Raw genomic sequence first — 14,482 nt, 5'->3', positions numbered from 1 at the left:
TTTGCAGTCCGTCTCATTGCATTTCCATTTCCACAGGCCAGCTTCCATTTTCTCATGACCCGAACCGATTACCGGTTATTTGCGGCGCTGGCGCTGTCGCTCTCCCTGCATCTGCTGCCCTTCCTGCCGGATACGCTTCCCCGTCCGTCCCCGCCTCCGAGCGCCCCCGCGCTGCAAGCCGAATTGCGCCCGCCCCCCAGCGTCGAGAGCCCCTCCAGCCCGCCACTACACCTGCCCGATCCACCTCCGCAGCCAGCAGTGGCAACCAAACCGGTGCCTGCAAAAAGCCAGGCCGCTGCACCCAAAACCTGGACCCAGGCCGTTCGCGAACAATTGAAAAAACTCGATGCAGCAGGCCAGTTTTATCCAGCCGAAGCCATTGCGCGTGGACTGGAAGGCGAGGTTGCCATCTTGCTGATCATCGATGAAGGTGGCCAGGTCGCTGCCGCGCGCGTCGAACAAAGCAGCGGCCACCCGATTCTCGACGAAGCCGCGCTACGCGCCGCCCGCTCTTTGAAATCCCTGCCCGCCGATGCACCGCGCCAAACGGTGCTGCCGGTCCGTTTCCGCCTGCGCTGACCATCGAAACGGCGCACCGTGCAGCGGCCATGCGGCAGCAATCGAACATTTTCTTGCACATTGGGTACTTTAGGAGCAATCTACCAAGTTCATAATTTGTAAAAAATAATACAAAAAGGGGAATTCATGTTTGCACGTCTCACACTACGCACACGCCTCGCGTTAATCGTTCTGGCGGCATTGCTGGGGATGCTCCTGCTGGCCTCCATCAGCGCCCTACAGGCTCGCGCCAGCCTGATGGCAGAGAAAAAAACACTGATCCGTTACGGCACGCAAGGCGTCTTCAACGCCGTAATGCATTTACAGAAGCAGGAAATCGACGGCAAGTTGACGCGTGACGAAGCTCAGCGTCTGGCCAAGGAAATCATCCTCAATGCCCGCTACGGTGGCGCGGATGGCAAGACAGAGTACTACTATGCCTGGACAACAGACGGAGTCGGTGTCGTCCACGTCAAGCGCGAGTTGGAAGGGCGCTTGATGATCGAGAATCTGAAGGATAGCAAGGGCCGCTATACCCTCAAGGATATGAAGGCGGCACTGACCGGCAGTCCGGAAGGTTTTCTGGATGCCGAGTTCCCGCGCCCCGGCAGCACGGAAGCCGTCCCCAAGCTGCTGTTTGTCATGCTGGTGCCGAACTGGAACTGGATGCTGGGAACCGGAATCTACACCGACGATGTCGACGCCGATTTCCGCAAAAACCTTCTCCAGTCAGGCCTGGAAGCGCTTGGGCTGGCCTTGTTGATTGGCCTTCTTGGCTTCGTGATCGCCCGCAGCATTCTCCGGCAGATCGGTGGCGAGCCGGCGATGGCAAACGAAATCATGGAACGGGTTTCCAGCGGCGACCTGACGCCACAACGCAAAAAAGCCCCGGCAGGAAGCCTGCTGGCCTCTCTGGATCACATGGTCGACGCGCTGCGCCAAATGGTCGGTGCGATCAATAACGACGCCAACAATCTGGTCGCCAATGCCGAAAAAATCGCGCGCGCTTCCGACGAAGTTGCCCGGGCAGCCGAGCATCAGACCGATTCGACTTCGGCCATGGCGGCCGCCATCGAGGAGCTCACGGTGAGCTCCAATCATATTTCGGACAGCGCTCGCGAAACCGCGCGAGAAACCTCCGAAGCCGCCACTCTGGCCGGCAAGGGAAGCGAAAGGGTCAACCAGGCTGCACAGGCGATCGAAAAAATATCCGGCACGGTATCCGACGCGTCGACACGCATTCACGCTCTGGAAGAACGAGCCAACCAGGTATCCTCGATTGCCAGCGTCATCAAGGACATTGCCGGCCAGACCAATCTTCTGGCACTCAATGCCGCCATCGAAGCTGCCCGCGCCGGCGAGCAGGGACGCGGATTTGCAGTCGTCGCCGACGAAGTCCGCAAGCTGGCGGAGCGGACATCAAGCGCCACGCTGGAAATCGAGCAGATGATCAGCGGCATCCAGCAAGACACGGTGGGCGCGGTCGAAGCCATGACCTCGGCACTGCCCGAAGTTCAGGAAGGCGTGGAGCTGGCAATCTCCGCATCGGAATCGCTGCAGGCCATCGAAAACGGGGCACGACGCACCCTCGAACGTGTTGATGAAGTTGCCGACGCCACCCGGGAACAAAGCGCCGCCAGCACCTCGATTGCCCAGCGTGTCGAGCAGATCGCCAACATGGTTGAAGAAACCACGGACACCATTCGGGGGACCGCGCATTCGGCCCACGAACTGGAAAAGATTGCCGGCAATCTCAAACAATTGATCAGCCGATTCAGAACCTGAATACACCGGCAAAACCCGATGCCGCGCTCGGCCTGCGCCTCTCCTCGGGGCCTGGCCTACAGCGCGCCATCTGCCCTGAGGGCCGCTATCCGCTCAGGCGTATAGCCGAGTTCCCGCAAGACCTCGTCGGTATGCGCCCCCAGAGCCGGGCCGATCCAAGTCGTACCGCCTGGCGTTCCAGACAAGCGCGGAACGATACCCGGCATCCGGAAGGCCCGGCCATCGGGCAGGGTAGCCGTCTGGAACATCTGACGTGCGATGAACTGTGGATCGGCAAACATGTCGAGCGCCGAATAGACGCGCGACGACGGCACCTCCGCCTCCGCCAGAATCGCCAATACCTCGCTTTCGTCGTGTGAAGCGCACCAAGCATCGATCAGGGCGTAGACTTCGTCACGGCGCGCATCCCGCCCGGCGTTATCGGCAAGCGTAGGATCGTCGGCCAGATCCTGGCGCCCGATGGCCGTCATGAAACGCTTGAAGATGGCGTCGCCGTTGGCCCCGATGGTGACATGCTTGCCATCGCGCGTGGTGTGCGTGTTCGATGGCGTGATGCCGGGCATGATGTTGCCGGTCCGTTCGCGCACGAAGCCGAACACATCGCACTCGGGTACCAGCGACTCCATCATGGCGAAAACCGCCTCGTAGAGCGCTACATCGACGATCTGTCCTGCCCCGCCATTGACCTCCTTGTGGCGCAGGGCCATCAGGGCGCCAATGGCGCCCCATAGCGCGGCAATGGAATCGCCGATCGAGATGCCGGTACGCACCGGCGGCCGATCAGGAAAGCCGGTGATGTAACGCAGCCCGCCCATCGACTCGCCGACCGCGCCGAAGCCCGGCTGATCCTTGTACGGCCCGGTCTGGCCGAAGCCGGAAAGGCGCACCATGACCAGACCCGGATTATCCGCCTTGAGTTGCTCCCACCCCAGGCCGAGCTTTTCCAGCACGCCGGGCCGGAAATTCTCGACCAGGATATCGGCCCCGGCGATCAGCCGACGCACGAACTCGCGCCCTTCCGGATGCTTCAGGTTGGCCGTCACCGATTTCTTGTTGCGCGCCTGGACATACCACCACAACGATGTCCCTTCGTACAGCTTGCGCCACTTGCGCAGCGGGTCACCGCCATCCGGCGCTTCGACCTTGATCACCTCGGCGCCGAATTCGGCCATGATGCGGGTACAGAATGGTCCGGCGATCAGCGTACCGAGTTCGACGACACGCAGTCCGGCGAGCGGCTTTACGGCATCCTTCATATCAGGGCTCCCAGTGATCGACATGCATTTTCCTGCCGAGCAGGCGGTCTATCGTCGCCCCGACCGATTGCGGCGCGCCGCTGGTCGCCAGACGCAAGTGGCCGCTGCCGCCGCTGAGCAGGCCGCCGGCCGCGAGCAGGCGTTCGAGTTGTCGCGCCACCGCTTCCCCGGTGTCGAGCAGCGTCGCACCCTCCGGCAAGCGCCGCGCAATGGCAGCGGCGACCCAGGGATAGTGCGTACAGCCCAGTACGACGACATCCGCTGCAGCATTGGCCAGCGGCGCTACGTACTCATCAAGCAGGCGCTCGACCAGCGGACTGCCCGGTCCCTCGCCCTCAATTGCCTCGGCCAAACCGGGACAGGCCTGCGTCACGACGCGAAGCTGGTTCGCGTGATTGCCGACCAAGCGCTGGAAGCGTTCGCTATTCAATGTCCGGGTCGTTGCCAAAACGCCGATCACCCCGCTCCGACTCAGCAAGGCGGCCGGCTTGACCCCCGGCTCAAGGGCGACGATGGGCAAATCGATGGCGGCGCGAATGGCTTCGGCGGCTGCCGCCGTGGCCGTATTGCAGGCGACGACCAACGCCTTGGCGCCGCGACGTGCCAGCGCCTCGGCAATGACGACTCCACGCTCGCGGAGAAAGTGCTCCGAACGGTCGCCATAGGGTAAAAACCGCGTGTCGGCAAAGTAGAAATAATCTTCATGCGGCAAGCGCTCGCGCAGGGCGTGCAGCACGGTCAGGCCTCCCAGGCCTGAATCGAAGACGGCAATGTGCTGGTTACTCAAGATTGGCCTGACAAAAAAGAAGCCCCCTTGGCGGGGGCCTCATTCAATCACAATCGGCGACGAATTACATCCTGGCGATCATCGCGTCGCCGAATTCCGAGCAGGAAAGCTCGTTGGCGCCGTCCATCAGGCGTGCGAAGTCGTAGGTCACCTGCTTGTCGCCGATAGCCGCCTCCATGGACTTGATGACCAAGTTGGCGGCCTCGACCCAACCCAGATGGCGCAGCATCATTTCAGCCGAGAGGATCAGCGAACCCGGGTTCACCTTGTCCAGCCCGGCATATTTCGGCGCCGTGCCATGAGTGGCCTCGAAGCAGGCATACTTGTCGGAAATGTTGGCGCCCGGCGCGATGCCGATGCCGCCAACCTGTGCGGCCAAGGCGTCGGAGATATAGTCGCCGTTGAGGTTGGTGGTGGCGATCACGTCGTATTCGGCGGGACGGAGCAGAATCTGCTGCAGGAAGGCGTCGGCGATGGAATCCTTGACGATGATTTCGCGGCCGCTCTTCGGGTTCTTGATCTTGCACCACGGGCCGCCATCGATCAGTTCGGCACCGAACTCTTCCTGCGCCAGCTTGTAGGCCGTGTCGCGGAACAGGCCTTCCGTGAACTTCATGATGTTGCCCTTGTGCACGATGGTCACCGACTTGCGATCGTTGTCGATGGCGTACCGGATGGCGGCGCGAACCAGACGCGAGGTGCCCTCGACCGAAACCGGCTTGATGCCGATGCCCGAGCTTTCCGGGAAGCGGATCTTCTTGACGCCCATTTCCTCCTGCAGGAACTTGACGACCTTCTTCATGCCCTCCGAACCGACGGCCCACTCGATACCGGCGTAGATGTCCTCGGTGTTCTCGCGGAAGATGACCATATTGGTCAGTTCCGGATGCTTGAGCGGCGACGGCACGCCCTTGAAATACTGAACCGGACGAACGCACTGGTAGAGATCCAGCTCCTGGCGCAAGGCGACGTTCAGCGAGCGGATGCCGCCGCCGACCGGCGTCGTCATCGGACCCTTGATCGAAACCGAATATTCCTTCAGCGCATCGAAGGTTTCCTTGGGCAGCCACTCGTCCGAACCGTACAGGCGGGTCGATTTTTCGCCGGCGTACACTTCCATCCAGTGAATCTTCTTTTCCCCGCGGTACGCCTTGTCTACCGCGGCATCGATAACCTTGATCATCACCGGGGTGATGTCAATGCCGATGCCGTCTCCTTCAATGAACGGAATGATCGGATTGTCAGGAATCGGCTGACCCGGAACGATTTTCGAACCACCTTGCGGAACCTTGATGTGAGAAGTCATAGTCACTCCATGCGTGATTTCGGTATTGCCCGACGGCCCGCGTGGCCTTGCCGACGCACCGCCAGAGCGGCACATTATGGGGCAAAAGCAGTTGAATCGTTCAATCGCCTCACGCGTCTTGCCCCCTCGCCCTTCCCTCGCTGGCCGCATCGCGGGGCCGGGAGACGATTCAGGTTCCGACCGCGCCAAAGCGCCGTGACAGCCGCGCGGCCGGTGACTCTACCCAGCGATGAAAGCCCCAGGCGACGGCCAGGCTGCCGGTGAAAGCGACCGCCAGCCCGGTTACGGCAGCGGCGGCCGGCCAATCCGGCGAGAAGCGTGCCCAGACGGCGCTGACCAGCACCAGAACGGGAAAATGAACGAGGAAAAGGCTGTAGGAGATGCGCCCTATCCCGGTCAACACACCGCCATTCGGCCAAACGCGCCCCCAGCCGGCACGCTGTGCAACGTAGAGCAACAACCCGACGGCCATCGCCATGAGCAGCCGCCACCGCCAGGCGAACAGTGCCGCGCACAGCAGCAAGCCCTGAAACACCCAGAATTCGGCTTTGCCATCGAGGCGAGAGGCTTTCTGCACCAGCACCCCCAAGTAGAAATAAGGCCAGAAATACAGAGCCCAGGCGTCGCCGGCCGCATCGAGATTGAAATGAAACAGGGCATAGGCGGCGGCGCCCCAGGCCAGTAGGGCAAACACCGCCTGCCCGAACCGCCCACAGCCTTGCTGCAGGGCCAGCCCGAGCGCATAGGCGATGCCGAGTTGGAAGCTGATGCCGACGAACCACAAGCCTGCCGACAGGGCCTCGTACCCCAGGATGTCCTGCAGAAGGAAAGCGTGGGCCACCAGTTGCTCCAGCGTGGCTGGCTGCCCGAGCAATTCGTCGTCAACCCATCCGCGCGCGAAACCAATGATCGCCGGCATGACGAACACGATGGCCAGGCAGGGCAGGCCCAGCCGGCAGTAGCGCTGCAGGGCAAAGCGACCGAGATGGCTGAGCGTCCAGTCGCGACTGCCCAGCGTGCGAGCTGCGACGTAGCCCCCGACGACAAAGAACACTTGCGTCGTGCGCGCATACTCCGCCAGCCAGTCCAGCACTCCGCCCCGCAGCGGCGCCGCCCAATCACTCGACGGCACATACAGGGCGAAATGGTGAAACACGATGGACAGCGCCGCGAATGCACGCAGCGCCAAAAGAAATGATGGTTGAATCACAGCGCCGACACAAAGAAACACAAGCGGCGCATTGTTGCATCCGACGTACTGCAAACGAGCCAATCGTCACACAATTAGGGTCGTTTACCACACCCCGATCACAGTTAGTTACAAAGAAATAATAGTCAAACACCAACAAGTATGAAGTAGACCTCCACCGCACCATCTCGAGGCGGGCCAACGGCGTGTGAAGTCACCCGGAACATTACAAAAAATTCCCCTGAACCAGGTATTCGAGGGTAGTTGAGAAAATGCCCAGGTGCTGCCCCCCCGCTCCTGGCGCCGCCCTTGGACCTGCAGTGACCTCCTGGCGAATCGCATGATCGATACCGGACCTGCCCGGCCGACTCCATCTCAGAGGCCCGGACAATGCCATAGCAAAACAATCGAAATGCCGATGGCGTACAGGAAAAGGGCTGCAAAAAAAATCCCCGCCCGGCAAGCGCCGGACGGGGATTTATCTTGCCGGCCGGCTTCCACCGGCCTTGGCTTCAGGCGCGAGCCGCCTTGAGGGCAGCGTTCAGCGTCGGGCTCGGACGCATCACGGCCTTGCACTTCTCGGCGTCAGCCTTGTAGTAGCCGCCGATATCGACCGGCTTGCCTTGCACCGACTTCAATTCGGCCACGATCTGTGCTTCATTGTCAGTCAGGGTCTTGGCCAGATTGGCGAATTGAGCCGCCAGTTCGGCATCGTCCTTCTGAGCCGCCAGTTCTTGCGCCCAGTACATGGCGAGGTAGAACTGCGAACCACGGTTGTCCAGCTCACCGGTCTTCGGCGACGGCGACTTGTTGTTGTCGAGCAGCTTGCCGGTGGCAGCATCCAGGGTCTTGGCCAGCAGCTTGGCGCGGGCGTTGTTTTCCTTGATGCCCAGCTCTTCCAGCGACACGGCCAGGGCCAGGAACTCACCCAGCGAATCCCAGCGCAGGTGGTTTTCCTGCGTCAGCTGCTGGACGTGCTTCGGTGCCGAACCGCCAGCACCGGTTTCGTACATGCCGCCGCCGTTCATCAGCGGAACAATGGACAGCATCTTGGCCGAGGTGCCCAGTTCCATAATCGGGAACAGGTCGGTCAGGTAGTCGCGCAGGATGTTGCCGGTCACCGAGATGGTATCCAGACCGCGAGCGACGCGCTCCAGCGTGAAGCGCATGGCGCGGACCTGCGACATGATGCGAATTTCCAGACCGCTGGTGTCGTGATCCTTGAGGTACTTTTCGACCTTCTTGATCAGTTCTGCTTCGTGCGGACGGTACGGGTCAAGCCAGAAGACGGCCGGCGTATTGGAGTTGCGGGCGCGGGTGACGGCCAGCTTGACCCAGTCGCGGATCGGTGCGTCCTTGACCTGGCACATGCGCCAGATGTCGCCCTGCTCGACGTTCTGCGTCAGCAGCACTTCGCCGGTGTTGATATCGACCACGTTGGCGATACCGTCTTCGGCAATTTCGAAGGTCTTGTCGTGCGAGCCGTATTCCTCGGCCTGCTGGGCCATCAAACCTACGTTGGGCACGGTGCCCATGGTTTTCGGATCGAAGTTGCCGTGCCACTTACAGAAGTTGATCATCTCCTGATAGATACGAGCGAAGGTCGATTCCGGCATGACGCACTTGGAGTCGTACTGCTTGCCGTCGGCGCCCCACATTTTGCCGCCCTGACGGATCATGGCCGGCATGGAGGCGTCGACGATGATGTCGTTGGGTGAATGGAAGTTGGTGATGCCCTTGGCAGAATCGACCATGGCCAGGCGCGGGCGGTGCTCCTGGCAGGCGTGCAGGTCGCGAATGATCTCGTCGCGCTTGGACTCAGGCAGCGCCTTGATCTTCTCGTACAGATCGACCATGCCGTTATTGACGTTGATGCCTAGTTCGGCGAAGGTCTTGCCGTGCTTCTCGAATGCTTCCTTGTAGTAGATCTTGACGCAGTGGCCGAAGACGATAGGGTGCGAGACCTTCATCATCGTTGCCTTGACGTGCAGTGAGAACAGTATGCCGGACTTACGGCAGTCTTCCAGTTGCGCTTCGTAGAAGTCGCACAGCGCCTTCTTGCTCATGAACATGGAGTCGATGATCTCGCCTTCCTGCAGTGCGAGCTTCGGCTTCAGCACGGTGGTCTTGCCGCCCTTGGCGATCAATTCCATGCGCACTTCGCGCGGCTTGTCGAGGGTCATCGATTTTTCGCCATGATAGAAGTCGCCGTGGTGCATGTGCGAAACGTGGGTTTGCGACCATTGCTTCCACTCGCCCATGGAGTGCGGGTGTTTTTTAGCGTAGTTCTTGACGGCACCCGGCGCGCGGCGGTCGGAGTTGCCTTCGCGCAGCACCGGGTTGACGGCGGAACCGAGGCACTTGCCGAAGCGAGCCTTGAGCGCCTTGGCCTCATCAGTATCGGCCGTTTCCGGGTAATCGGGGATGGCATAGCCCTTTTCCTGCAATTCCTTGATACAGGCCTTGAGCTGAGCGACGGAAGCTGAAATGTTCGGCAGCTTGATGATGTTGGTTTCCGGCAGCAGGCACTTCTTACCCAGTTCGCCGAGGGTATTCGGCAGGCGCTGCGCTTCGGTCAGGAATTCCGGGAATTCGGCGATGAGGCGGGCGGACACGGAAATGTCGGCCTTTTCGACTTCGATACCAGCCGGACCGGTGAAGGTGCGGATGATCGGCAGGAACGCGCACGTCGCCAGCAGCGGCGCTTCGTCGGTCAGCGTGTAAATGATTTTTGACTTTCCACCAGCCATGTATATCCCCTTGCGTTGGATTGAGTTTTTTAGGCCGAGGGTGACACTCGACCCTTTGTAAACCGGTTTGCAGAAGCAAAACATTGAGAGTATCGACCGCCATCGAATCTCAGTCAACGAAACGCGTTTTCACATTGCGATGTCCTTGAAAAATGGCGTTTTTTTCCGTGCTTGGCCGATGCTATATTTCAGGCTGTCTATTGGATCGGGCACCATGAAGATTTCCGTCGGACTGTACGGCACCAATGCGCACCAGATCGCCCTGGCCATGATCCAGGGCTTCAACAAGCACTACACCTTGTTCCGGCAAACCAGCCGCGAGGCCAAGACGCGCTTCGAGCAAAGCGACTGGCTGGGCGTGCATAAGGCGGTCAAGGAGCGGATCCGCTTCTACGACGACCGCGTCGACGAATGCGTGGAGCGCCTGCGCAACGAATTCGATGCGGGGAGCATCGACGACACTACCTGGCAGCAGGTCAAGTTGCTTTATATCGGGCTGCTGCTCAACCACAAGCAGCCCGAACTAGCCGAGACCTTCTTCAACTCAGTCACCACCAAGATCCTGCACCGCAACTACTTCCACAACGACTTTATCTTCGTTCGTCCCACCATCTCGACGGAAAACATCGAAGGTGAAGACAGCGCGACTTACCGCAGCTATTACGCCAAAGAAGAGGGGCTTCGTGGCGCCATCCACGACATCGTGGCGGACTTCGACTGGCATCGCCCGTTTGCCGACCTGGATCGCGATGTCGACTGCGTCTATCAGGCCGTGCTCGGCTACCTCAACGGCATGCCACGACGCGAAGTCAATTTCCAGATACAGGTGCTGGCATCGGCGTTTTATCGCAACAAGGCAGCCTACATTCTGGGCAAGGCCATCAACGGCGCGAACGAGTATCCGTTCGCCATTCCCGTCCTCCACGACGACAACGACCGGCTCTACCTCGACACCATCCTGCTCGACGCCTGGCGGATCGGCCTGCTCTTCTCGCTATCCCGGGCCTATTTCATGGTCGACATGGAAGTCCCCTCGGGCTATGTGCAGTTTTTGCGCTCAATCATGCCCAACAAGCCGCGCTCCGAGATTTACATCATGCTCGGCCTCGGCAAACAGGGGAAGACCATGTTCTTCCGCGACTTCATCTATCACCTGCACCACTCGGAGGACAAATTCATCATGGCCCCGGGCATCCGCGGCCTGGTCATGCTCGTCTTCACACTGCCTTCATACCCCTACGTCTTCAAGATCATCAAGGACGTCTTCGGCAGCTCGAAAGACATGGATCAAGCGACGGTCAAGCGCAAGTTCATGATGGTCAAGCAGGTCGACCGCGTCGGGCGCATGGCCGATACGCTGGAGTTTTCCAACGTGATGTTCCCACTCAAGCGTTTCGACGACGAAGTGCTGGGCGAACTACAAAAGCTTGCTCCGTCGAAGTTCGAAGTCGATGGCGAACAACTGATCATCAAGCACCTCTATATCGAACGGCGCATGGAGCCGCTGAACATCCACCTCGACCGCATGGAGAAAACCAACAACATCGAAGGCATGGAACACGCCATCAGGGAATACGGCAGCGCCATCCGAGAGTTGGCCATGGCCAACATTTTCCCGGGGGACATGCTGTGGAAGAACTTCGGCATCACCCGTTTCGGCCGCGTCGTGTTCTACGACTACGACGAGATCGAATACATGACCGACATCAACTTCCGCAAGATTCCCCCGGCTCCCGACTTCGAAACGGAGATGTCCGGCGAGGTCTGGTATGGCGTTGCCAAGAACGACGTATTTCCTGAGGAATTCGCCACCTTCCTCCTCGCCTCACCGCAAGTTCGTAAGCTCTTCGTCAAACACCATAAGGATCTGCTCTCGCCTAAATTCTGGCAGGAATCGCAGCAAAAAATTCGCGAAGGGCACGTGGAGGACTTTTTCCCCTATCCACAAGCGCTGCGTTTCTGTAACAATCCGACCCAAGCAGACTGACGCATTTTTATCACCAATAAAATACAGGGGAAAAATACCCCTGTGCTACCCACTGGGAGTAACAGCATGCCGCTAACCATCGCGGTCGTAAGGGAGCGCTCGTCCGGCGAAAGCCGTGTCGCGCTGGTTCCCGAGACGGCCAAAAAATTCGCCGCCCTCGGCGCCCAGCTCTGTATGGAGCAAAGCGCGGGTATCCAAAGCCACTTCCTAGATTCGGACTACACCGGCGTCAAACTCGTCGGCGGCATTGCCGATGCTTATATCGACGCTGGCCTGATCCTCCGCGTTACCCCGCCCAGTACCGAGGAAATCGCCGCCATGCCGGAAGGCTCGGTCTTGATCGGCCTGCTCAAACCCTTCGAGGACAAGGCTCGCCTGGCCGCCCTCAATGCCCGCAAGATCACCGCCTTCTCGCTCGAACTGCTGCCGCGCATCTCGCGCGCCCAGAGCATGGACGCTCTGTCCAGCCAGGGTGCCTGCGCCGGCTATCAGTGCGGCCTGATCGCCGCCGCCCGCTGCACCAAGTTTTTCCCGATGTTGACCACTGCCGCCGGCACCATCCGTCCGGCCCGTGTATTGGTCATCGGCGCCGGCGTCGCCGGCCTGCAGGCCATCGCCACCAGCCGCCGCCTGGGCGCCATGGTCGAAGCCTATGACGTGCGCGCCGCCGCCCGTGAGCAGATCGAATCGCTCGGCGCCAAGTTCGTCGACACCGGCGTCTCAGCCGACGGCTCCGGCGGCTACGCCCGCGAACTGACCGCCGAGGAAAAGGCCCAACAGGCCGAAAAGCTGGCCAAGGCCGTTGCCGCCGCCGACGTGGTCATCACCACCGCCGCCATCCCCGGCAAGAAGGCTCCGGTCATCATCACCCGCGACATGGTCGGCCGCATGAAATACGGCGCCATCATCGTCGACATGGCCGCCGAATCCGGCGGCAACTGCGAACTGACGCAGCCGGGCGAGCACGTTGTCGCCAACGACGTGAACATCCATGGCCCGCTCAATCTTCCCTCGCGCATGCCCACCCACGCCTCGGAACTGTACGCCAAGAACCTGTACAACTTCCTTTCCCCGTGGATCAAGGACGGCGAGCTGAACATCGACTGGAGCGACGAAGTCGTCGCCGGCACCCTGCTTTGCAAGGATGGTGCGACGGTTCATTCCACGGTCAAACAAGTCATGGGAGAGGCGTAATGGACGGCCTGCTTGCACTCTATATCTTCATGCTCGCCGCCTTCACCGGCTACGAGATCATCGCCAAGGTGCCGGTCATCCTGCACACCCCGCTGATGTCGGGCTCCAATTTCATTCACGGCGTCGTCGTGGTCGGCGCCATGATCGCCCTCGGCGGTGCGGATACCGTTGTTGAACAGGCCATCGGCTTCTTCGCCGTCGCCCTCGGTGCGGCCAACGCCGCTGGCGGCTACGTCGTGACCGAGCGCATGCTCGGCATGTTCAAGAAGAAGGAGGGCTGAACATGACACTTCCCGCTTACGTTCAAGGCGCCTGGTTCCTCGGCGCTGCGCTCTTCATCTTCGGCCTGAAGGGCATGAGTTCCCCGGCTTCCGCCCGCAAGGGTATCGTCATTGCCGGCTACGGCATGCTGATCGCCATTGCCGGTACCTTCCTCGTCCCCGGCCTGAAGAACATAGCCCTGATGGTTGCCGCGCTGGGTATCGGCGGTGCGGCCGCCTGGATCTCCGGCCAGAAAGTCAAGATGACCGACATGCCGCAGATGGTCGCCATCTACAACGGCATGGGTGGCGGTGCGGCAGCAGCGATTGCCGCCATCGAGTTCGCCAAGGGCGACACCCACAGCACCGTGACGACCATACTGGCCGTTATTGGTGCGCTGATCGGAGCCGTCTCCTTCACCGGCTCCTGCGTTGCCTGGGCCAAACTGCAGGGTGTGCTGAAAAAAGCCATCCGTCTGCCAGCGCAGAATGCAGTCAACGTCGTCCTCGCACTCAACGCTGTCGGCCTCGGCATCGCCATGGTCGTCATGGCCCCTGCCCAACCGGAGCTGATCTACTTCTTCTTCGCCGTATCGCTGATTCTTGGCCTGATCGTCACGCTGCCCATCGGCGGTGCCGACATGCCGGTAGTGATCTCGCTGTTCAATGCCTTCACCGGCCTGGCTGTCGGCTTTGAAGGTTACGTCCTCGGCAATCCGTCGCTGATCATCGCCGGCATCGTCGTCGGCGCTGCGGGTACGCTGCTCACCCAGCTGATGGCCAAGGCGATGAACCGTCCGCTGACCAACATCCTCTTTACGCCGATGGTGGCCTCCGGCCCCGGTGAAGCGATCAGCGGATCGATGAAGGAAGTCGGCGCCATCGATGCGGCAGCGATGATGCGCTACGCCAGCAAGGTCATCATCGTGCCGGGCTACGGCATGGCGGTGGCGCACGCCCAGCACAAGGTATGGGAGATGACCTCAATCCTGGAAGAAGCCGGCGTCGAGGTGAAATTCGCCATCCACCCGGTAGCCGGCCGCATGCCGGGGCACATGAACGTGCTGCTCGCAGAAGCCGGTGTCCCGTACGACAAGATCTTCGACCTTGAGGAGATCAACGGCGAGTTCGGCCAGGCCGATGTGGCGCTGATCATCGGGGCAAACGACGTGGTGAACCCGTCGGCCCGTACCGACAAGTCCAGTCCGATCTACGGCATGCCGATTCTCAACGCCGACATGGCGCAGAACGTCATCGTGATCAAGCGCGGCAAGGGCACGGGTTACTCCGGCGTCGAAAACGCACTGTTCTACACCGATAACTGTCGCATGCTCTACGGCGATGCTCAACCCATGGCTGGAGAAATCATCCAGCATTTGAAGGCAATGGGCTAACGCTGTCTCAAAATCG

General features: G+C 60.6%; 11 protein-coding genes. 6 read left to right on the top strand and 5 right to left on the bottom strand.

All coding sequences use genetic code 11. The features are described from left to right. Window positions 1-54: 54 nt before the first annotated feature. The gene (locus AB6Q56_RS02390; protein WP_434515598.1) at window positions 55-579 is read left to right on the top strand and encodes an energy transducer TonB; all 525 of its coding nucleotides are present in this window, start codon (window positions 55-57) and stop codon (window positions 577-579) included. Between the two features lie 126 nt (window positions 580-705). Beyond that, on the top strand, window positions 706-2,343 hold the full coding sequence (locus AB6Q56_RS02385; protein ID WP_434515597.1) for a methyl-accepting chemotaxis protein: 1,638 nt from the start codon (window positions 706-708) through the stop codon (window positions 2,341-2,343). 56 nt (window positions 2,344-2,399) lie between these two features. On the opposite strand, the gene AB6Q56_RS02380 is transcribed toward AB6Q56_RS02385, so the two are convergent. The 5 genes from AB6Q56_RS02380 to AB6Q56_RS02360 all read right to left on the bottom strand — a co-directional run bounded on the left by AB6Q56_RS02380 (window position 2,400) and on the right by AB6Q56_RS02360 (window position 9,631). Beyond that, on the bottom strand, window positions 2,400-3,599 hold the full coding sequence (locus AB6Q56_RS02380) for a CaiB/BaiF CoA transferase family protein (protein WP_434515596.1): 1,200 nt from the start codon (window positions 3,597-3,599) through the stop codon (window positions 2,400-2,402). Window position 3,600: 1 nt separating this feature from the next. Then, window positions 3,601-4,386, bottom strand: coding sequence for a glutamate racemase (gene murI, locus AB6Q56_RS02375; RefSeq protein WP_434515595.1), 786 nt, complete (start codon window positions 4,384-4,386; stop codon window positions 3,601-3,603). 64 nt (window positions 4,387-4,450) lie between these two features. Further along, window positions 4,451-5,692 (bottom strand): NADP-dependent isocitrate dehydrogenase, encoded by a 1,242-nt coding sequence (gene icd / locus AB6Q56_RS02370; RefSeq protein ID WP_434515594.1) that lies wholly within the window; start codon window positions 5,690-5,692, stop codon window positions 4,451-4,453. A 169-nt stretch (window positions 5,693-5,861) separates the two neighbouring features. After that, window positions 5,862-6,848, bottom strand: a complete 987-nt coding sequence (locus AB6Q56_RS02365; RefSeq protein WP_434515593.1) for an acyltransferase family protein — start codon at window positions 6,846-6,848, stop codon at window positions 5,862-5,864. A 545-nt stretch (window positions 6,849-7,393) separates the two neighbouring features. Beyond that, window positions 7,394-9,631 (bottom strand): NADP-dependent isocitrate dehydrogenase, encoded by a 2,238-nt coding sequence (locus AB6Q56_RS02360; protein ID WP_434515592.1) that lies wholly within the window; start codon window positions 9,629-9,631, stop codon window positions 7,394-7,396. A 214-nt stretch (window positions 9,632-9,845) separates the two neighbouring features. On the opposite strand from AB6Q56_RS02360, the gene aceK reads away from it, so the two are divergent. The 4 genes from aceK to AB6Q56_RS02340 all read left to right on the top strand — a co-directional run bounded on the left by aceK (window position 9,846) and on the right by AB6Q56_RS02340 (window position 14,466). Next, window positions 9,846-11,618 carry a bifunctional isocitrate dehydrogenase kinase/phosphatase gene (gene aceK, locus AB6Q56_RS02355; RefSeq protein WP_434515591.1) on the top strand — a complete coding sequence of 591 codons (1,773 nt, stop codon included), beginning with the start codon at window positions 9,846-9,848 and terminating at the stop codon, window positions 11,616-11,618. 66 nt (window positions 11,619-11,684) lie between these two features. Continuing rightward, complete coding sequence (locus AB6Q56_RS02350; protein ID WP_434515590.1) at window positions 11,685-12,812, top strand: NAD(P) transhydrogenase subunit alpha; 1,128 nt, start codon at window positions 11,685-11,687, stop codon at window positions 12,810-12,812. Beyond that, window positions 12,812-13,093, top strand: a complete 282-nt coding sequence (locus AB6Q56_RS02345) for an NAD(P) transhydrogenase subunit alpha (protein WP_434515589.1) — start codon at window positions 12,812-12,814, stop codon at window positions 13,091-13,093. Before AB6Q56_RS02350 ends, AB6Q56_RS02345 begins: the two co-directional genes overlap by 1 nt. 2 nt (window positions 13,094-13,095) lie before the next feature. Further along, entirely contained in the window at window positions 13,096-14,466 is a 1,371-nt protein-coding gene (locus AB6Q56_RS02340; RefSeq protein WP_434515588.1) for an NAD(P)(+) transhydrogenase (Re/Si-specific) subunit beta, read from the top strand. Window positions 14,467-14,482 lie beyond the last annotated feature (16 nt).

The sequence above is a fragment of the Dechloromonas sp. ARDL1 genome (assembly GCF_051122455.1).
GTDB lineage: Bacteria > Pseudomonadota > Gammaproteobacteria > Burkholderiales > Rhodocyclaceae > Azonexus.
Note: the sequence above shows the minus strand (reverse complement) of the source record. Positions and strands in the feature narration are given on the sequence as shown.